16 protein-coding genes are annotated in these 19,178 nt (G+C 69.1%); 11 read left to right on the plus strand and 5 right to left on the minus strand.

Annotation, left to right across the window (positions count from 1 at the left end):
• Positions 1-9: 9 nt before the first annotated feature.
• Positions 10-1,572 carry a formate dehydrogenase beta subunit gene (locus AC3AOF_RS09510; protein ID WP_488348332.1) on the minus strand — a complete coding sequence of 521 codons (1,563 nt, stop codon included), beginning with the start codon at positions 1,570-1,572 and terminating at the stop codon, positions 10-12.
• On the minus strand, positions 1,569-2,066 hold the full coding sequence (locus AC3AOF_RS09515) for a formate dehydrogenase subunit gamma (RefSeq protein WP_236992176.1): 498 nt from the start codon (positions 2,064-2,066) through the stop codon (positions 1,569-1,571). Before AC3AOF_RS09515 ends, AC3AOF_RS09510 begins: the two co-directional genes overlap by 4 nt.
• Positions 2,067-2,321: 255 nt before the next feature.
• Here AC3AOF_RS09515 and AC3AOF_RS09520 point away from each other — a divergent pair, with 255 nt between their 5' ends.
• On the plus strand, positions 2,322-2,534 hold the full coding sequence (locus tag AC3AOF_RS09520; protein ID WP_488348333.1) for a hypothetical protein: 213 nt from the start codon (positions 2,322-2,324) through the stop codon (positions 2,532-2,534).
• Between the two features lie 97 nt (positions 2,535-2,631).
• On the opposite strand, the gene AC3AOF_RS09525 is transcribed toward AC3AOF_RS09520, so the two are convergent.
• Both AC3AOF_RS09525 and AC3AOF_RS09530 read right to left on the minus strand, forming a co-directional pair.
• Positions 2,632-4,323 carry a methyl-accepting chemotaxis protein gene (locus tag AC3AOF_RS09525; RefSeq protein WP_488348334.1) on the minus strand — a complete coding sequence of 564 codons (1,692 nt, stop codon included), beginning with the start codon at positions 4,321-4,323 and terminating at the stop codon, positions 2,632-2,634.
• 265 nt (positions 4,324-4,588) lie between these two features.
• On the minus strand, positions 4,589-5,497 hold the full coding sequence (locus AC3AOF_RS09530; RefSeq protein WP_236992179.1) for a LysR family transcriptional regulator: 909 nt from the start codon (positions 5,495-5,497) through the stop codon (positions 4,589-4,591).
• A gap of 300 nt (positions 5,498-5,797) precedes the next feature.
• Here AC3AOF_RS09530 and coxB point away from each other — a divergent pair, with 300 nt between their 5' ends.
• From coxB to AC3AOF_RS09580, 10 genes are all read left to right on the plus strand, one after another.
• Positions 5,798-6,670, plus strand: coding sequence for a cytochrome c oxidase subunit II (coxB, locus tag AC3AOF_RS09535; RefSeq protein WP_236992180.1), 873 nt, complete (start codon positions 5,798-5,800; stop codon positions 6,668-6,670).
• A gap of 106 nt (positions 6,671-6,776) precedes the next feature.
• Positions 6,777-8,405 carry a cytochrome c oxidase subunit I gene (gene ctaD / locus AC3AOF_RS09540; protein ID WP_236992181.1) on the plus strand — a complete coding sequence of 543 codons (1,629 nt, stop codon included), beginning with the start codon at positions 6,777-6,779 and terminating at the stop codon, positions 8,403-8,405.
• A gap of 132 nt (positions 8,406-8,537) precedes the next feature.
• Positions 8,538-9,488, plus strand: coding sequence for a heme o synthase (locus tag AC3AOF_RS09545; RefSeq protein ID WP_236992912.1), 951 nt, complete (start codon positions 8,538-8,540; stop codon positions 9,486-9,488).
• A gap of 27 nt (positions 9,489-9,515) precedes the next feature.
• The gene (locus tag AC3AOF_RS09550; protein WP_203154411.1) at positions 9,516-9,671 is read left to right on the plus strand and encodes a hypothetical protein; all 156 of its coding nucleotides are present in this window, start codon (positions 9,516-9,518) and stop codon (positions 9,669-9,671) included.
• Positions 9,672-9,693: 22 nt separating this feature from the next.
• Positions 9,694-10,287 carry a cytochrome c oxidase assembly protein gene (locus AC3AOF_RS09555; protein WP_488348335.1) on the plus strand — a complete coding sequence of 198 codons (594 nt, stop codon included), beginning with the start codon at positions 9,694-9,696 and terminating at the stop codon, positions 10,285-10,287.
• 177 nt (positions 10,288-10,464) lie between these two features.
• Complete coding sequence (locus AC3AOF_RS09560) at positions 10,465-11,325, plus strand: cytochrome c oxidase subunit 3 (RefSeq protein ID WP_236992183.1); 861 nt, start codon at positions 10,465-10,467, stop codon at positions 11,323-11,325.
• A 112-nt stretch (positions 11,326-11,437) separates the two neighbouring features.
• Positions 11,438-11,806, plus strand: a complete 369-nt coding sequence (locus tag AC3AOF_RS09565; protein ID WP_236992184.1) for a DUF983 domain-containing protein — start codon at positions 11,438-11,440, stop codon at positions 11,804-11,806.
• Positions 11,803-12,603 carry an SURF1 family protein gene (locus AC3AOF_RS09570; protein ID WP_236992185.1) on the plus strand — a complete coding sequence of 267 codons (801 nt, stop codon included), beginning with the start codon at positions 11,803-11,805 and terminating at the stop codon, positions 12,601-12,603. The genes AC3AOF_RS09565 and AC3AOF_RS09570 overlap by 4 nt, the downstream gene beginning before the upstream one ends.
• A gap of 90 nt (positions 12,604-12,693) precedes the next feature.
• Entirely contained in the window at positions 12,694-15,702 is a 3,009-nt protein-coding gene (locus tag AC3AOF_RS09575; RefSeq protein WP_488348336.1) for a penicillin-binding protein 1A, read from the plus strand.
• Positions 15,703-15,727: 25 nt separating this feature from the next.
• Complete coding sequence (locus AC3AOF_RS09580) at positions 15,728-16,762, plus strand: hypothetical protein (RefSeq protein WP_488348337.1); 1,035 nt, start codon at positions 15,728-15,730, stop codon at positions 16,760-16,762.
• A 283-nt stretch (positions 16,763-17,045) separates the two neighbouring features.
• On the opposite strand, the gene AC3AOF_RS09585 is transcribed toward AC3AOF_RS09580, so the two are convergent.
• Positions 17,046-18,854 carry an NAD(P)-binding domain-containing protein gene (locus AC3AOF_RS09585; protein ID WP_488348338.1) on the minus strand — a complete coding sequence of 603 codons (1,809 nt, stop codon included), beginning with the start codon at positions 18,852-18,854 and terminating at the stop codon, positions 17,046-17,048.
• Positions 18,855-19,178: the final 324 nt, after the last annotated feature.

The raw sequence follows: 19,178 nt of genomic DNA on the forward strand, positions 1-19,178 counted from the left end.
GTTGCGTCCTCACTCGGCGGCCAGCGGCAGCTTGGCGCCGCGGCCGGAAAAATCTTCCGGGAAATGGGTGAGCGCGCTCATCACCGGCACGGGCGTGAGCCCGCCCATGGCGCAGAGCGAACCGTCGGTCATGACCTCGCAGAGGTCGGTGACGAGGGCGAGGTTTTCGCGGGGCGACTCGCCGGCGAGCACCTTGTCGATCGTCTCCAGCCCACGCACCGCACCGATCCGGCACGGCGTGCACTTGCCGCAGGATTCCGCGGCGCAGAACTCGAAGGCGAAGCGGGCCTGGCGCGCGAGATCGACGGTGTCGTCGAACACCACGATGCCGCCATGGCCGAGCAGGCCCTTCTTCGCCGCGAAGGCCTCGTAGTCGAGCGGCGTGTCGAGGAGCGATTCCGGGAAATAAGCCCCGAGCGGCCCGCCGACCTGCACGGCGCGCAAGGGGCGGCCCGAAGCGGTGCCGCCACCGAAATCCTCGATCACTTCGCGGAGCGTGAGGCCGAAGGCGGTCTCGATCAGGCCGCCGCGCTTGACGTTGCCGGCGAGCTGGATCGGCAGGGTGCCGAGCGAGCGGCCCATGCCGTAGGCGGCGTAGGCCGGACCGCCATGCTCCAGAATCCACGGCACGGCGGCGAAGGAGAGGACGTTGTTGACCAGCGTCGGCTGGCCGAACAGGCCCTTGAGCGCCGGGATCGGGGGCTTGGCCCGCACGAGCCCGCGCTTGCCCTCCAGGCTCTCCAGCAGCGAGGTCTCCTCGCCGCAGATATAGGCGCCGGCGCCCAACCGCACTTCCAGGTGGAAGGCGTGGCCCGAGCCCATCACGTTCGCGCCGAGGAAGCCCGCCCACTCCGCCGCCGCGATGGCGGTCTCGAGCGCCGCGAACGCGTGCGGGTACTCGGAGCGGCAATAGATGTAGCCGCGGGTGGCGCCCACCGCGACCGCCGCGATGGTCATGCCCTCGATGAGCGTGAGGGGATCACCCTCCATCAGCATCCGGTCGGCGAAGGTGCCGGAATCGCCCTCGTCGGCGTTGCAGACCACGTATTTCTGCTCGGCTTGCGCCAGCATCACCGTGTTCCACTTGATGCCGGTCGGGAAGCCGGCGCCACCCCGGCCGCGAAGCCCCGAGGCCTTCACCGCCTCGACGGTGCCGGCGGGCCCGGCCGCCAGCGCGGCTTCGAGCCCGCGATAGCCGCCATGGGCCCGGTAATCCTCGACCGAGGCCGGATCGATCACGCCGCAGCGGCCGAAGGTCAGGCGCTGCTGGCGGGCGAAATAGGACTGGTCCTCGGGCCGGCCGATGCGCAGGCGATGCGCTCCCCCCTCGACCAGACCGGCATCGAGCAGGGATTCGACGTCGCCCGGGCGCACCGGTCCGTAGGCGATGCGCCCCTCCGGCGTCTCGACTTCCAGCAGCGGCTCCAGCCACAGCATGCCGCGCGAGCCGGTGCGGACCAGCGTCACGTCGAGGCCGCGGGCCTGCGCCGAGCGCTGGATCGCCTTGGCGACGCGGTCGGCGCCGAGCGCGAGGCTCGCAGCATCCTTCGGGAGATAGAGGGTGATGCTCACGCGGCCCGCTCCGTCAGCGCATCGGCCAGGGTGTCGAGGTCGAGGCGGCCGACCGGCTCGCCGTCGATCAGCGCCGCCGGGCCGCAGGCGCAGAGCCCGAGGCAGAAGACCGGCTCGACCGTCACCTGCCCGTCCCGGGTGGTGCCGTGCCAGGCGACGTCGTAGCGGCGCAGCACGTCCTCATGGAGCGCGTCGGCCCCCACCGCCTGGCAGGCCTCGGCCCGGCACAGCTTCACGGTGTGGCGGCCCGCCGGCTCCTTGCGGAAGTCGTGGTAGAAGGTGAGGCAGCCGTGGACTTCCGCCCGCGACAGGTTCAGCGCCTCGGCGATCAGCGGCACCGCCGCGGTATCGACGTAGCCGAAGGTCTCCTGCAAGGCGTGCAGGATCGGCAGGGTGGCGCCCTCGCGGTGCGCATGGCCGGCGATGATCCCGGCCGCCCGCTCGGCGTCCCAGGATTCGTATGCGCTCGCGCGGCCAAGGTCTCGGCCCGACATCGGTTTCCAACCCAGATCGTTGTCGTTCTAGGGTGCAGCCTGGGCGGTCTAGGCCATCTGATCAAGCGCGTGGTTCGGTGGCACGACAGGGAATTTTTGTTAAAACCGGTATTTACGAACGAGAAAGAAGGTGTGAGCGCGATCCCTACGACGAAAGTTCCGGGCATCGGGCGGAAGCGGTGATCGGCGGACGGGGGCGTTGCGCCCACGTCTTCGGGACGGGCGGAATTTCCGGGATCATCGGAACGCCCGGAAGTGACGCAGCGCATCCTGACGAGACATGCGCGCTCCACATCGTCTTTTTACGAAGCCGCAACCCGCTCGATCACGCCGGCGGACGACGACATCGCCATCCTCGTTCCGGGACCGCGCGGCGAAGCCCAACATCCAGGACTGTCGATCGTGAAGTCGGGAGAGGAGAGCCTGCCGCTCTGCCGCCCACGCCCGATCCGTCCGGTTCACGGGTGACGCAAGGGCAGGCGCAGGCTTTCCGCGTCCCCGGGGCGATCCCGGTGCCGGCCGGGAGCGCCCAGCGTCGGTCGTGATGTCCTCCGAGATCGGCGTCCTACGCCGCCCGCACCGTCGCCAGGAACCGCTGCACCTCGGCGTCCAGGTGCTCGGACTGACGCGACAGGTCGGTGGACGAGGACAGGACCCGGCGTGCCGCCGCGCCCGTCTCTTCCGAGGCGTGGGCGACCCCGGTGATGTTGCTCGTCACCTCGCCGGCGCCGGTCGCCGCCTGGCTCACGTTGCGGACGATCTCCTGCGTCGCCGCGCCCTGTTGCTCCACCGCCGCGGCGATCGACGTCGCCACACTGTCGATCTCGCGGATGCGTCCGGTGATCCCGCCGATCGCCGCCGCCGCCCGGTCGGTGACGCTCTGGACCTCGCCGACCTGGCGCGCGATGTCCTCGGTCGCCCGGCCGGTCTGGGTGGCGAGCTGCTTGACCTCCGCGGCGACGACCGCGAAGCCGCGGCCGGCCTCGCCGGCCCGCGCCGCCTCGATCGTGGCGTTCAGCGCCAGAAGGTTGGTCTGGCTGGCGATGGTCGAGATCAGCCCGACCATCTCGCCGATCCGGCCCGAGGTCTCGCGTAGGGCCTGTACCAGTTGCCCGGTCCGGTCGGCCTCGTGCACGGCGGCCTGGGCGAGCTCGGCCGAGCCCTGGACCTGGCGGGCGATCTCGTGCACCGAGGCGCCGAGTTCCTCGGCCGCCGCCGCCACGGTGTTGACGTTGACGGCGGCCTCCTCGGCGGCCGCCGCGACGGTCGTCGACCGGCCCGCCGTCTCCGTGGCGGTGGCGGTCATGGTCCGGGCGGTCGCCTGCAGCTCGGCCGCCGAAGCCGAAACCTGATGCACGATGCCGCCGACGGCGCCCTGGAAGCCGTCGGCGAGATCCAGCATGGCCTGCCGGCGCGCGCCTGCGGCGGCCTCGTCGGCACGGCGGCGGACCTCCGCCTCCTCGGCGGCCTTGCGGGCGACCATCGCCTTGATGCCCTCGACCGCCCGGGCGACCGCCCCGACCTCGTCGCGCCGCGACGCCGCGCCGATGCGGGCGTCGATCTCGCCCCGCGCCATGCGCTCGAGCACGCCGACGAGGCCGCGCAGCGGCCGGGTGATGCCGACGACCGCAATGAGCGCCGCCGCGGTGAGTCCGGCCAGGAGGGCGGCGATGCCCGACAGGAGCAGGTGGAAGCGGGTCGCCGCCGTCTCGGCGTCGAGCCGCGCCGCACCCTGATCCACCGCCTGGGTGATGTCGCGGGCGAGCGCCTTGCCCTCCTCCACCATGGCATCGAAGGTCGGGTCGACGGTCTCGTGCGCGAGGTCGATCGCCTCCCAGTTCTTGTTCTCGCGGCCGAGCCGCAGCACCTGGGACACGGCCTTGATGTAGGCCTCGGCCCGGGTCGCCTGCGCGGCGATGCGCGCGGAGAAGGCCGGTGCCTGGACGCGCAGGTCGGCCAGCACCCGGGCGATCTCGGGGATCGCCGCCTCGAAGGCCCGGCCGTCCGACTCGATCCGCTTCTGGTCGGTCTCCGATGCGATGCGGAAGACCCGGTAGTTCATGTCGAAGATCAGGCGGTTCAGCTGGCGCATGTTCGCCGCCGCCTTGGATTCGTGCCGCAGGAAGGCGCCGTAATCGGCGTTGATCGTGGCGAGCTGCGACTGCGCGTACCACAGGCTGCCGCCGAGCAGGGCGCCGATCAGCCCCACCGCCCCGACGATCTTGGGGAGAATCTTGAGATGGGACAATCGCACCATGGGAGGCCTCGGCCGGTCCGTCCTGCAGGCGCAGAATTCAGCGGCACCATTCATAAGCCTGGATTAACATCGCGCGTTTAACGTGTTATATCAAGACCGAAAACGACAGACGCCATCAAGCATCTCCCCGCGGATCAGGCCCCGATCGATCGCAGATCGTGCGGCGAAAGCGGCCCATATCGGCAGAATATGCTTGGGAACCGCGCAATCTGCCTGCCGATGCATCGAAATACAGGGTACCCCGTGCACGGTTCGACCCCAATGCTCAGAGCGCCGCCACTTCCGCTGCCAGGTCCGGCGCAATCGCCCGCGCCTCGGCCAGGAAGGCGGTAACGAGCGGGGTCATGGGATCGCGCTCGGGGACGACGAGGCCGATCATGTGGCTGACGTCCGGATCGGTGATCGGCACCGCCCGCACCCGCTCGGTGAGCCGGAAGGTCTCGGCCAAAGCCGCCGGCATGATGCTCGCCCATTTGGCGGTGCGCACATGGGTGACGAGCACGATCATCGAGTTCGATTCGAGCAGCGGCGCCGGCTCGGCGCCGGCGGCGCGCAGGTGGCGGTCGATGATGCGGCGGTTCTGCATCGCGGGCGTGAGCAGGCAGAGCGGGATGCGGCCGACCTCGGCCCAGGTCACGCTCGCGCGTCCGCCATAGATCCCGTCGGCGGCGGTCAGCAGGCGGTAATGCTCGCGGTAGAGCGGCAGCGCCGTGACGCGCCCCAATGGCTCGTCCTCGATGTAGGTGAGGCCCGCATCGAGTTCGAGATTGGCGATCTGTCGGATGATCTCGTGCGAGGTCGCGGACTGCACCGAGAAGCGCACCGCCGGGTGGCGGGCGCGGAACGGCGTGGTGAGTGCGGCGACCATCGGGGTCGCGGTCGGAACCGCCGCCATCCGCAGCGTGCCCGAGAGGCCACGGCGCAGGGCCGCCACCTCCTGGCGCATGGCGCGGGCGTCGCCGACGATGCGCCGGGCCCAGTCGAGCACCCGCTCGCCCTCCGGGGTGAATCCCTGGAAGCGCGAGCCGCGTTGCACGAGAAGCACACCCAGCCGCTCCTCGAGCTGCTTGACCCCCGCCGAGAGGGTCTGCTGCGACACCCCGCAGGCCTGGGCGGCGCGGCCGAAATGCTGCTCGCGGGCGAGCGCCAGGATGAACTCGAGACGGTCGATCATCGAAGGGTCAAGGTCACGTCCAGCGGCTCGAAACGGCCCTGCGAGGCCGAGCACGGTTTCGCGGAATCATTCGAGCATCAAGACGAATGTCCAGTGTCCACAGGCGAATTCGGAACGCCGATGCGACGCCAACGCCGTTGCGCTTGCGGCGGCATTGTGGTGAGAGACGCCTGACCGGGTCTCGGCCGGGTTCCGGCCGCAGGGCGGCGGGCCGGCATCCTACGACCGAGACAGGACGGCGCTCCCGACGCGCGGGCAGCCGTTGCCGGCACACAGCCTGTTGGGGAGCATCGAGGGCAGATGGGGATGGCGAGGGCGCAAGGCCGGCGGTTGAGCCGGGGCTTCTGGGGAGGCGCAGCGGCGCTGGCGACGACCGGGTTCCTCGGCACCGCCACGGCCGTGTCGGCGGCGGGCATCGGCCAGCCGGTGCCGTGGCAGATGGACCTGCAGAAGCCCGTGACCGAGGTGGCGACGGAAATCTACAATTTCCACCACCTCCTGAACTGGATCATGCTGGTCGTCGTCCTGTTCGTGCTCGCCCTGCTGATCGCGGTGGTGGTCAAGTTCAACGAGACGAAGAACCCGACCCCGTCGCGCACCACCCACAACACGATGCTCGAGGTCGCCTGGACGATCGTCCCGGTGCTGATCCTCGTGGCGATCGCGATCCCGTCGTTCCGGGTGCTGCGCACGCAGCTCTCCGACCCGAAGGCCGACCTGATGGTCAAGGTCATCGGGCACGCCTGGTACTGGTCCTACGAGTACCCGGAGGCGGTCGGCGGCTTCAAGTTCGACGCCAACCTGCTCGAGGGCGAGGACCAGGTGAAGTCCGGCCAGCCCAAGATGCTCGCCACCGACAACGAGATGGTGGTGCCGGTGAACAAGATCGTGAAGATCCAGGTCACCGCCGCCGACGTGATGCATTCCTGGGCGATGCCGTCCTTCGGCTTCAAGATCGACGCGATCCCCGGCCGCCTCAACCAGTTCTGGTTCAAGGCCGACCGCGAGGGCGTCTATCACGGCCAGTGCTCCGAGCTGTGCGGCCAGCGCCACGCCTACATGCCGATCACCGTGAAGGTGGTGAGCGAGCAGGCCTTCCAGGCCTGGACCGCCGAGGCCAAGACCAAGTTCGCCCGCACCGACGGCGGCGCCAAGTTTGCTGAAGCGAAGTAATCCGCTTCGCGAACGCCGACTGATTTCATGATGCGGGGTGCCGCCGTCGGCGCGCTCCGCCCCTTTCGACAGACCGACCGAGACATTCCTCGAAGAGGCTGACCCCATGGCTCAAGCCGTTGCGGCAGGGCACGACCACGCCCACGACCACACCCCACCGTTCTTCACGCGCTGGTTCAACTCGACCAACCACAAGGACATCGGCACGCTCTACCTGCTGTTCGCCTTCTCGGCGGGCATCGTCGGCGCGTTCCTGTCCTTCGGCATCCGGATGGAGATGGAGGCCCCCGGCCTGCAGTACTTCTCCAACCCGCAGACCTACAACGTGTTCGTGACCGGGCACGGCCTCATCATGGTGTTCTTCATGGTGATGCCGGCCCTCATCGGCGGGTTCGGCAACTGGTTCGTGCCGCTGATGATCGGCGCGCCGGACATGGCGTTCCCGCGCATGAACAACATCTCGTTCTGGCTGACGGTCGCGGGCTTCATGAGCCTCGTCTGCTCGCTGTTCGTCGAGGGCGCCCCCGGCGCGGTCGGCGCCGGCACCGGCTGGACCGTCTACCCGCCGCTCTCCACCGCCGGCCATCCCGGCCCGGCCGTCGATTTCGCGATCTTCGCCCTGCACCTGTCGGGCGCGGGCTCGATCCTCGGCGCCATCAACTTCATCACCACCATCCTGAACATGCGCGCGCCGGGCATGACCCTGCACAAGATGCCGCTGTTCGCCTGGTCGATGCTGGTGACCGCCTTCCTGCTGCTGCTGTCGCTCCCGGTCCTGGCCGGCGCGATCACCATGCTGCTGACCGACCGCAACTTCGGCACGACCTTCTTCGACCCGGCCGGCGGCGGCGACCCGATCCTGTACCAGCACCTGTTCTGGTTCTTCGGCCACCCCGAAGTCTACATCATGATCCTGCCGGCCTTCGGCATCGTCTCGCACATCATCTCGACCTTCTCGCGCAAGCCGGTCTTCGGCTACCTGGCGATGGCCTACGCGATGGTGGCGATCGGCGTCGTCGGCTTCGTGGTGTGGGCCCACCACATGTACACCGTGGGCCTCACGCTCCAGACCCAGTCCTACTTCGTGTTCGCCACCATGGTGATCGCGGTCCCCACCGGCGTGAAGATCTTCTCCTGGATCGCCACGATGTGGGGCGGCTCGATCCGCTTCACCGCCGCCATGCACTGGGCCGTCGGCTTCGTGTTCCTGTTCACCGTCGGCGGCGTCACCGGCGTGATCCTGGCCAACGCCGCCGTCGACCGCTACCTGCACGACACCTACTACGTCGTCGCGCACTTCCACTACGTGCTGTCGCTCGGCGCGGTGTTCATCATCTTCGCCGGTGTCTACTACTGGTTCCCGAAGATGACCGGCCGCATCATCCCGGAATGGGCCGGCAAGCTGCACTTCTGGCTCGCCTTCATCGGCGCCAACGTGCTGTTCTTCCCGATGCACTTCCTCGGCCTCGCCGGCATGCCGCGTCGCTATGCCGACTATCCGGAGGCCTTCGCGGGCTGGCACTGGGTCGCCACCATGGGCGGTCACATCTTCGCCCTCGGCATGGTCGTGTTCGTGATCGGCGTGGTGCTCGCCTTCCGCTCCAAGGAGCGAGCCGCGGACAACCCGTGGGGCGAGGGTGCCACCACCCTCGAGTGGACCCTGTCCTCGCCCCCGCCCTTCCACCAGTACGAGACCCTGCCGGTGATCGTGGACGAGCCGTCCCACGCCCACTGACCGATCCGAGAGGGGGCCGCCCGAGCGCGGCCCCCGCTCTTCCCCCGAGCGCCTGGCGGGCGTTCCGGCGAGGAGCGCGATACCCGACACCCTCGCACGCGAAACCCTCACACGATGGCCGCGACACCCAGCATGACCACCCTGTCGAACAGCGCGATCTCCGACCGTCCCTTCGTCGAGGCGAACAGCTCCGGCGGCGAGGTCGCGGATTACTTCGCGCTCCTGAAGCCCCGGGTGATGGCGCTGGTGATCTTCACCGCCCTCGTCGGCATGACAGTGACGCCGTCGCACGTGAACCCGGTGATCGGGGCGATCTCGCTCCTGATGATCGCCGTCGGGGCCGGCGCCTCGGGCTGCCTCAACATGTGGTGGGACGCCGATATCGACGCGGTGATGACCCGCACCCGCACCCGGCCGATCCCGGCCGGGCGGATCCAGCCGGGCGAGGCTTTGTCCTTCGGGCTCACCCTCTCGGTCGGCTCGGTGCTGGTGCTGGGCTTGGCGGCGAACTGGCTGTCGGCGGGGCTCCTCGCCTTCACCATCGTGTTCTACGCCGTGGTCTACTCGATGTGGCTGAAGCGCTCGACGGCGCAGAACATCGTGATCGGCGGTGCCGCCGGCGCGCTCCCGCCGATGATCGGCCAGGCGGTGGTCACCGGGTCGATCGGGATCGAGGGCACGGTCCTGTTCTTGATCATCTTCATCTGGACGCCGCCGCATTTCTGGGCGCTGGCGCTGGTCAAGGCCGGCGAATACGCCCGCGCCGGCATCCCGATGATGCCGAACACCGCCGGGCCGGATTCGACCCGCCGCCAGATCCTCGCCTATTCGGTGCTGCTGGCCCCGCTCGGCCTCGCCCCGGTCTTCCTCGGCTTCGGCGGCCTGATCTACGGGGTCGTCGGCCTCGTCGGTGGGCTGGCCATGGTGGCGCTCAGCGTCCAGGTGCTGCGCCGGCGCGAGGGCGAGGCGGCCAACAAGGCGGCGATGAGCCTGTTCGGCTTCTCGATCCTCTACCTGTTCCTGCTCTTCTCCGCCCTCCTGGCGGAACAGGGCCTCGGGCTGTTCCGGCCGGTCTTCGGCTGAAGCCGCCCTCCCCTCGGTGACGCAGTGATGAGTCCGGTGCCCCAGCAACTCACCCCCGACGAGGTCCAGCGCCGGCGCAAGCGCTCCATCGCCATCGCGATGGTGCTCGCCGCCCTGGTCCTGATCTTCTACGTGCTGACGATCGCCAAGCTCGGCCCCCAGGTCCTCAACCGGCCGCTGTGACGATCCGCGAGGCGATGCCGTCATGACCGATCCGCGTCATCAGATGCAGAAGAAGGCCCGCACCACGGCGCTCGCCTGCCTCGGGCTGGTGGTCGGGATGACGGCGCTCGCCTTCGCCTTCGTCCCGCTCTACGACCTGTTCTGCAAGGCGACCGGCTATGACGGCACGCCGCTCCGGGGCGCTGCCGCCAGCGGCCCGGCGAGCCAGGACACGATGGTGGTGCATTTCGACACCAACGTCGCGCCCGGCCTCCCCTGGCGCTTCGTGGCGGAGACGCCGCAGGTCGAGGCCCGGCTCGGCGCGACCCAGACGGTGTTCTTCCGCGTCACCAATACCGGCACCACGCCGAGCACCGGCATCGCCACCTTCAACCTCCAGCCCGGGCTGACCGGCGGCTACTTCGTCAAGGTGCAGTGCTTCTGCTTCAACGAGCAGACGCTCCAGCCCGGCGAGACCATGGACTTCCCGGTGGTGTTCTACGTCGAGCCCGGCATCAAGGCCGATTCGAACACCCGCGACCTCACCGAGATGACCCTGTCCTACACCTATTTCGCGTCGAAGAACGGCCAGCCGCAGGCCGCCCTCGCGACGCCGGGGGGGACCAAGCCCAATTGACGGGATGGGACAATTGACGAGGTGACAAATCCGCCGGGGCGGCATTAAAGCGTGACCGTGGACAGCCGTGGGCGGGGGACGCCGCGGCGCCGGGGGAACGAGCCGCCTCCCGAACACCAAGATCCACGGCCGGCGCGGGGCGCGACCGGTTCGAGACCAGGCAGGAGACCCGACACGATGGCCGAGGCGCACGGGAAGCACCACGACTACCACCTCGTCAATCCGAGCCCGTGGCCGCTCATCGGCTCGATGAGCGGCTTCACGATGACGACGGGCGCCGTCCTGTGGATGAAGAGCCTGACCGTCGCCAACATGGCGCTCGGCCCCTACGTGTTCTTCGCCGGCCTGCTCGGCGTGCTCTACACCATGCTCAGCTGGTGGCGGGACGTCACCCACGAGGCCAATACGGGCGACCACACCCGGGTGGTGCAGCTGTCGCACCGCTACGGCATGATCATGTTCATTGCCTCCGAGGTGATGTTCTTCGTCGCCTGGTTCTGGGCCTATTTCGAGGCGGCGCTCTACACCGCCGACCCGATCCAGGCCTCGCGGGTCGAGTTCACCGGGGGCCTGTGGCCGCCGAAGGGCGTCGAGGCCTTCGACCCCTGGCACCTGCCGCTGCTCAACACCCTGATCCTGCTGACCTCGGGCACCACGATCACCTGGGCCCACCACGCTCTCCTGCACAACGACCGCAAGGGGATGAAGTACGGCCTGTGGCTGACCATCGCCCTCGGCGTGCTGTTCTCCTTCGTCCAGGCCTACGAGTACGGCCACGCCCATTTCGGCTTCTCGGGCAGCATCTACTCGGCCACGTTCTTCATGGCGACCGGCTTCCACGGCGCCCACGTCATCATCGGCACGATCTTCCTCGCGATCTGCCTGTACCGGGCCTATCTCGGCCAGTTCACCCAGAAGCAGCACCTCGGCTTCGAGTTCGCCGCCTGGTACTGGCACTTCGTCGACGTGGTGTGGCTGTTCCTGTTCGCCGCGATCTACGTCTGGGGCTCGGGCGTCGGCCACGCTGCGGCGCACTGACGGCCTCCGGCTGCACCAGGATCATGAGAGGGCGGCGCAAGCCGCCCTTTTTCTTATGGTGCGCGACTCCCAGATCGGGACCATCGCGCGTAATCGCTCAGGAGCCAGGCCCATGGAGCACAACCGCACCGTCGACTCACCGGCGACCGTGGGCCTGCGCGGGCGCTGCCCGCGCTGCGGCGAGGGGCATCTGTTCAAGGGCTTCCTCAGCTTCCGCCCGTCCTGCGAGGTCTGCGGGCTCGATTACCGCTTCATCGATTCCGCCGACGGCCCGGCCTTCTTCGTCATGTCGATCGTCGGCATCGTGGTGGTGGCGCTCGCCATGTGGGTGGAGTTCGCCTACGAGCCGCCGATGTGGGTCCATGCCCTGCTCTGGGCGCCGCTCTCGATCGTGCTGAGCCTGATCCTGGTCCGCCCGCTCAAGGGCATGATGGCGGCGCTGCAATATGCCAACAAGGCCGCCCAGGGCCGCTTCCGGTGAGCGCCTTGAGCCCGGCGGAGCGGCGCGCGGCCTTGCGCGACCTCGTCGCTCCCGCCCTCGCGAGCCTGGTGTGCTTCTGCATCCTGATCGGCCTCGGGGTCTGGCAGCTCGAGCGCAAGGCCTGGAAGGAGGCGCTGATCGACCGGATCGTCGCCCGCTCGCGCATCGAGCCGCCGGCGGCGCTTCCGGCCTTCGACCGGTTCGATCCGGCCCGGGACGAGTTCGAGCGGGTGCGCGCCAGCGGCCGTCTCCTCAACGACAAGGAGACGCTGGTCCACGGCCTCGCCCCCGGCGACACGCCCGGCCGGGCGCTCCAGGGCTATTACGTGATCACCCCGCTGCGCCTCGACGACGGCCGCACGGTCTTGGTCAATCGCGGCTTCGTTCCGACCGAGCTGAAGGACGTCGCCCGCCGCGCCGCCGGCCAGGTCGAGGGCGAGACCACGATCACCGGAATGCTGCGCCAGAGCGAGGCGCGGGGGATGTTCGTGCCGGCGCCGAACCCGCAGACCGGCGAGTGGTTCAACCGCGACGTTCCGGGCATCGCCGCCGCCAAGGGGCTGACGGGCGTCGCCCCCTACCTGATCGAGGCCGACGCGACGCCCAATCCCGGCGGCTGGCCGAAGGGCGGGCAGCTCCGGGTCGACCTGCCGAACAACCACCTGCAATACGCCTTCACCTGGTTCGGCCTCGCGCTCTGCCTCGTCGGGGTGTTCGCGGCCTTCGCGCTCCGGCGCCTGCGGCCGGAGCCTGTGGAGGGTGCCGCGCCGTCAACAGCCACCCCGCCGCGTCCTTAAAACAGCCGCGTTGTCCAGGCTCGGTTCATCCCGCCAGGCGCTTGTCTCGCCGGGTCTCTCCCACGGGCGCCCCCGGCCCTCCGGTCATCGATGAACGCGATCCTCATCAAGCTGTTTGCCACGGCCCTGACGCTCAGTCAGGTCACCACCCGTCCCGACGCGATCCGGACGCAGTTCGATCCGGCGAAGGACGGGCCGGAGGTGGTGCAACTCCTGCGCGACGGCTGCGCCCATATGCGCAAGGCCTTCGACATCGAGGACATCAACCTCGACGACCTGATCTCGACCGCGATGGAGGATCCGAAGGCGGTCGCGGGTGAATCGAAGCTGCTGCACGGCCTCGACATCGGCGAGCTGAACACGAGCTACAAGCAGTTCTGCAAGGGCGAGAACCCGGCGAACTCGCCCTTCGTGGCGCGGGACGTGATCGAGTTCTACAACAAGGCGGTCACCGACCTGCCGGACGCCAACGCCCTCAAGACCCTGCGGCTGCCGGGCGCGACCACGATCCTCGACGGCCGCGGCAACCGCTTCTCCGAGACCTTCGAGCCCAACGGGCGCCGGGTCGCGGTGCCGATCGGCGAGATTCCGCCGCTGGTTCAGAAGGCCTTCATCGCCGCCGAGGACAAGCGCTTCCTCACCCATCACGGCATCGACGAGCGCGGGGTGATCCGCGCCTTCATCGGCAACCTCGCCTCGCCGGGACGGCCGCAGGGCGGCTCGACCATCACCCAGCAGGTGGTGAAGAACCTCTCCGTCGGCGACGACGTCACCTACGAGCGCAAGATCCGCGAGATGATCGTCGCGGCCCGGGCCGAGCGGGTGATGACGAAGCCCGAGATCCTCGGCCTCTACCTCAACGGGATCTATCTCGGACGCGGCGCCTACGGCGTCGAGATGGCCTCGCGCAGCTATTTCGGCAAATCCGTCAGGGATCTCAACGTGGCGGAGGCGGCGCTCCTCGGCGGGATGCCGAAGGGCCCGAACTTCTACAACCCCGACCGCTACCCCGAGCGGGCGCGGGAGCGGCGCGCCTACGTCCTCACCCGCATGAAGGAGGAGGGCACGATCACGGAAGCCGAGATGAATACGGCGCTCGCCGCCCCCTTGGGCCTCGCGCCGCTGGAGCGCCTGCGCCAGGATGCCGGCTTCCACTTCGTCGACCATCTCACCCGCGAGGCGCGGACGCTGGCCGGCCTCGATTCGCTGACGGCCGGCGCCTACACCGTGCGCTCGACCCTCAATGCCGGCCTCCAGGAGGCGACCGAGGGCATCCTGCAGGAGAGCCTGTCGCGCTACGAGGCCTCGACCGGCCGTGCCCGCTACGAGGGGCCGGAGGCGAACCTCGCGGATGCCGTGCGCCGGATCGAGGCCGCGGCTCCCGCGCCGGAGCCGGCTCCCGCCCCTCCCCCGGAGCCCGCGCCGAAAGGCAAGAAGGGGCACAAGCAGCCCAAGGTGGCCAAGCCCGCCGGCCTGAAGCCCGCCGGCCCCAAGCCCGCCTGGCAGCGGGCATTGGAGACGGCGCGCCTGCCGCTCTACGACGTGCACTGGCCGGCGGCGATCGTGCTGTCCACCGGCGGTTCGGCCGGGGTACGCGTCGGCCTCGCCGACGGGCGGGTCGCGAGCCTGAACCCGGGCGCGGCCCGCGGGCGACTTTCACCCTACGACGTGGTGCGGGTGAAGCTGTGGGACGGCAAGGGCGTCCCGCGGGCCGACCTGCGCGTCCGCCCGCAGGTCCAGGGCGCCGTGCTGGTGATGGAGAACCGCACCGGCCGCATCCTCGCCATGGCGGGCGGCTTCTCCTATCCGTTGAGCCAGCTCAACCGGGTGACGCAGAGCGTGCGCCAGCCCGGCTCGACCCTCAAGCCCCTGACCTATCTCGCCGCGCTCAATGCGGGCCTGCAGCCCAACACCCTGGTGATGGATGCCCGCGTGACGCTGCCGCCGATCGGCGGAGTGGGTGATTCGTGGTCGCCTAAGAACTACGAGGGCGGCGGCTCCGGCCCCACCACCCTGCGCCGCGGCCTGGAGCATTCGAAGAACCTCGTCACCGCCCAGCTCCTGCGCGGCGGCATCGCCGAGAAGGCCCCGGCGAGCCTCCAGAAGGTCTGCGACATCGCGCTCGAAGCCCAGCTCTACGCCGAGTGCGAGCGCTACTATCCGTTCGTGCTCGGCGCCCAGCCGGTGCGGATGATCGATCTCGCGGCCTTCTATGCGGCTGTCGCCAACGAGGGCGAGCGGCCCTCGCCCTACGGGCTGGAGAGCGTGACGCAGGGCGACAAGGTGCTCTACCAGCATGCCGATCGGCCGCTCGCCCGCATCGGCTCGGCCGACCGGGTGGCGTTCTACCAGCTGAAGAGCATCCTCCAGGGGGTGACCCAGCGCGGCACGGCCGCGGCGCTCGCCCGGTTCTCGCCGTACGTCGCCGGCAAGACCGGCACCTCGGAGGACGAGAACGACGCCTGGTTCTCCGGCTTCACCAACGAGATCAGCATCGTGGTCTGGGTCGGCTACGACAATGCCGACGGCAAGCGCCGGACGCTGGGACGCGGACAGACCGGCGGCCATCTCGGGGTGCCGATCTTCGCCCAGGTGCTCCAGGCCGCCTGGGCCAACGGGGTGCCGAAGACGCCGCTCACCGGCCCGAGCCCGGAGGCCAAGGGGCTGATCGCCGATGCGCCGATCGACCTGCGCTCGGGCCAGCGGGTGGCCGGCGGCGGCTTCATGGAGCATTTCCGCCTCTCGGTGGATGGCCGCCTCGCCGAGACCCGCTTCAAGCTGGTGCCGCAGGAGCAGATCTACGCGATGCGGCCGGACAGCGAGCAGGACGGCGACGCGCTGGACGGCGGCCTCCCCGGCGAGAACCCGGGCCGCATGCCCGACGAGGCGCCGGATTCCGACCGCTACGATCCGTTCGGCGGCCTGTTCGGCCGGTCCGATCCGCAGCCCTATGCCCGCCGCGCCCAACCGGTCCCGGCGCCCGAGCCGTACTGGCCCGGCGCGCGCAGCCGCTCGCCCTTCGGCGACGACGACGAGGTCGTCCGCCGGCCGCGCCGGCGCGACCCCGACTACCCGTTCGGTGAAGACCCGACCTACTGACCCGAACCAACCAGGACGAAAACCCGTGCGTGACAGCCCGACGGCGCGCCTGCGCCTCTTTCCGCTCGTGCTCGCCGCGACGCTCGCGGCCTCCCCCGCATACGCCGAGTACCGCACCAAGGACGTGCCGGCGGTGACGAGCCTCGATCCGGCGGGACTCGCACCGAACACCATCGCGTTCACCGATCACCGCGACAATCCGGCGAGCCCGGAGAGCGGGCTGGTACCCTTCACGGAGTGGGGCAAGCGCAGCCCGGCCCAGAAGGCCCTGCTCGCGCCCTATCCCGCTTACGTCGAGCCCGACTACGTCCAGACGGTGAACGGGGTGGCCAAGCCCCGGCACGAGGCGCTGAAGGTCTACGTCGCCGAGGCGCGGTTCATCGTGCCGCGGGCGGCCGACCGCATCGACCTGAAGCGCTTCGCCACGATCCCGTTCCTGTCGCGGATGGACCCGGCGATCAAGCACAAGACCCTCAACCCGGCCGACGCGACCCCGACCAAGGACCCGGCCGCCGCCTTCGCCCGCCGGCCCGACCGGCCGTGGTGCGAGGCGCCCGACACCACCTGCATCGAATCGCGCTACGACCTCGAAGGCAAGCTGCCGCTCGGGGTCAAGCTCGCCAACAAGCTGGAGGACGGGGGCAAGAAAATCGCCGAATACGTCTCGTTCCAGAGCGAATTGCGGGTGCTGCCGCCCGACGAGGCGGGGAAGCTCGTCCAGCTCACCAAGATCGAGGCGCCGGTGGCCGGCGCGATGGAGCAGAACATCTTCTGGGTCAACCAGATCCTGCGCTTCGGCAAGTTCCTGGCGGTGATGCAGCCGGTGGCCGGCGACCCGGACAAGACGGTGGTCACCGCCTACATGACGCTCGGCATCAAGGCCGACGTGCTCGACCGCAAGAAGGAATACGAGCGCGTCCCGGTCCTGCGCAACCTGCTGCCGGCCCAGGTGCTGATGGGCAATTCCTCGTTCAATACCGGCACCTCGATCAGCGCCGGCCTGCCGACCTATGCCCGCAACCGCATCGCGGCCTTCGCGGATGCGCTGGCGAAGGAGTGAGTATCGGTTACAACAGGTTCATCTGCCAAGAATAACCGACGCAAATCTCCTACCAACGACCTCATCCTGAGGCGTCAGTCGATCGAAGATCGACTGACCTCGAAGGAGGTCTCCAGATATCCCTGAGATTTCTGGAGCCCTCCTTCGAGGCTCCCTTCGGTCGCACCTCAGGATGAGGTGAGAGGGTGGGGCGCGCTGATTCCCCGCGCGACCGTCTTTACGCAGCCAACAGGCTTTGGAGCGAAGGCCGGCGAGTATCCCGCGCCCGCCTCCCGGAAGCGCGTCAAGCCGCGTGATGCGTCTCGGCCAGCGCGTAGACCGGCGTGTCCAGCCCCTCCATCCGGGCCTTGAGCTGGAGCGCGAGGTAGAGCGAGTAGTGGCGCGACTGGTGCAGGTTGCCGCCGTGGAACCACAGGGCCTCCTGCCGGGTCGGCTTCCACATGTTGCGCAATTCGCCCTCCCAGGGACCCGGATCCTTGGTGGTGTCCGAACCGAGGCCCCAGCACTTGCCGACCCGGTCGGCGACCTCCTGGCTGATGAGCTTGGCCGCCCAGCCGTTCATCGAGCCGTAGCCGGTGGCATAGACGATCACGTCGGCGGGAAGCCGCGTGCCGTCCTCCAGCAGCACCGCATCCTCGGTGATCTCCGTCACCCTTCCCTGCGCCAGCTTGATCTTGCCGTCGGCGATCAGGTCGGAGGCGCCGACATCGATGTAGTAGCCCGAGCCGCGCCGCAGGTACTTCATGAACAGGCCCGAGCCGTCATCGCCGAAATCGAGCCGGAATCCGGCCTTCTCGAGCCTCCCGTAGAACTCGGCGTCGCGGATCTTCGCCTGCTCGTACACGGGGATGTGGAACTCGTGCATGATCCGGTAGGGCACCGAGGCGAACAGCATGTCCGCCTTGTCGGTGGTGATGCCCTTGGCCAGGGCCTCCTCCGAGTAGAGGCCGCCCAGCGCCAGCTCCATCAGCGTGTCGGACTTGACGATGTGGGTCGAGGAGCGCTGGACCATGGTGACGTCGGCGCCGTTCTCGTAGAAATCGGCGCAGATGTCGTGGGCCGAGTTGTTCGAGCCGATCACCACCGCGCGCTTGCCGCGATAGGCCTCGCCGCCGGGATGCCGGCTCGAATGATGGCTCTCGCCCCGGAAGCGCGCCATGCCCGGATAAGTCGGCAGGTTGGGCACCCCCGACATGCCGGTGGCGAGCACCAGCTGCTTGGGCCGTAACGTCAGCCGCTCGCCGTCGCGGGTCAGCTCGACCACCCACTCGCCGGCTGCCTCGTCGTAGCGCGCCGAATGCACCTCGGTCTTCGACCAGTAGTTCAGCTCCATGACCTTGGTGTACATCTCTAGCCAATCGCCGATCTTGTCCTTGGCGGCGAAGACCGGCCAGTGATCGGGGAAGGGCAGGTACGGCAGGTGGTCGTACCAGACCGGGTCGTGCAGGTGCAGCGACTTGTAGCGGCTGCGCCACTGGTCGCCGGGCCGGTCGTGCTTGTCGACGACCAGGGCCGGCACGCCGAGGCGCTTGAGCCGGGCGCCGAGCGCGATGCCGCCCTGGCCGCCGCCGACCACGAGGACATAGGGCTGGCGGGTACGGCCGAGCTCCGCCTCCTCGTCGCGCCGCCGTTCCGACCACGAGCGCCGGCCGGGCTCGACACCGTGATGCACGCCGCGCTCGCGGCGCGGCCCGCCCGGCTCCTCGAAGTCCTTCAGCTCGCGTGCTGCGGTGAGCAGGGTCCAGGCCTCCTCACCTTTCAGGCGCAGGTAGCCGCGCCCGCGCAAGGTTGCGGTGTCGAAGGCGATCCAGGCCTCGGTGACGCCGTCGGCCTCGGTCGCCGGCTCCTCCAGGGTGAAGCTTCCGGGTGCGACTGCGCCGAGCTGCGCCTGGAGCATGGTGCGGATCGCCCCGCGCCCCTCCAGCGTGGTGATGTTCCAGGTGAAGGCGACGAGGTCGCGCCAGAAACAGGTCTCGGCGAAAAGCTCAGCCGCACCGGCGGCGTCGCCAGCGCGCAAGGCCGCCTCGAAGCGGTCGAGCCAGGCGATGACCCGGGCATCGGCGGGCGACAGGCGCTCCAGTTTACGAGCCATGGCGTCCATTGGGTTCCTCCCCTTGTTGTGCGGGGTGGGTTGCGCAAGGGGTGTGCCAGGGCGAAGCGGACCCGACATGCAGGGCACTGGGAGATGCGGCTGGAGTCAACCGAATGTTCATCCCGCTCTCGACCTCATCCTGAGGTGTCAGTCCATCGGAGATGGATTGACCTCGAAGGAGGGCTCCAGTGATCTCTGTTCCTTCTGGAGCCCGCCTTCGAGGCTCCATACGCTCGCATCTCGGGATGAGGTTGCAGGTCGGAATGGTCGGTCTCGGCTCCATCTGAACAATGTCGTTCTGATCATCGATAATTCATCGGATAA

The organism is Methylobacterium sp. 142-1Y (assembly GCF_057747795.1).

Bases quoted from the DNA above. Each gene is read 5' to 3' on its own strand.
- AC3AOF_RS09560 (WP_236992183.1), top strand. From the start codon at position 10,465: ATGGCCGAGGCGCACGGGAAGCACCACGACTACCACCTCGTCAATCCG.
- AC3AOF_RS09525 (WP_488348334.1), bottom strand. From the start codon at position 4,323: ATGGTGCGATTGTCCCATCTCAAGATTCTCCCCAAGATCGTCGGGGCG.
- AC3AOF_RS09515 (WP_236992176.1), bottom strand. From the start codon at position 2,066: ATGTCGGGCCGAGACCTTGGCCGCGCGAGCGCATACGAATCCTGGGAC.
- ctaD (WP_236992181.1), top strand. From the start codon at position 6,777: ATGGCTCAAGCCGTTGCGGCAGGGCACGACCACGCCCACGACCACACC.
- AC3AOF_RS09550 (WP_203154411.1), top strand. From the start codon at position 9,516: ATGAGTCCGGTGCCCCAGCAACTCACCCCCGACGAGGTCCAGCGCCGG.
- AC3AOF_RS09565 (WP_236992184.1), top strand. From the start codon at position 11,438: ATGGAGCACAACCGCACCGTCGACTCACCGGCGACCGTGGGCCTGCGC.
- coxB (WP_236992180.1), top strand. From the start codon at position 5,798: ATGGGGATGGCGAGGGCGCAAGGCCGGCGGTTGAGCCGGGGCTTCTGG.
- AC3AOF_RS09545 (WP_236992912.1), top strand. From the start codon at position 8,538: ATGACCACCCTGTCGAACAGCGCGATCTCCGACCGTCCCTTCGTCGAG.
- AC3AOF_RS09575 (WP_488348336.1), top strand. From the start codon at position 12,694: ATGAACGCGATCCTCATCAAGCTGTTTGCCACGGCCCTGACGCTCAGT.
- AC3AOF_RS09585 (WP_488348338.1), bottom strand. From the start codon at position 18,854: ATGGCTCGTAAACTGGAGCGCCTGTCGCCCGCCGATGCCCGGGTCATC.
- AC3AOF_RS09555 (WP_488348335.1), top strand. From the start codon at position 9,694: ATGACCGATCCGCGTCATCAGATGCAGAAGAAGGCCCGCACCACGGCG.
- AC3AOF_RS09530 (WP_236992179.1), bottom strand. From the start codon at position 5,497: ATGATCGACCGTCTCGAGTTCATCCTGGCGCTCGCCCGCGAGCAGCAT.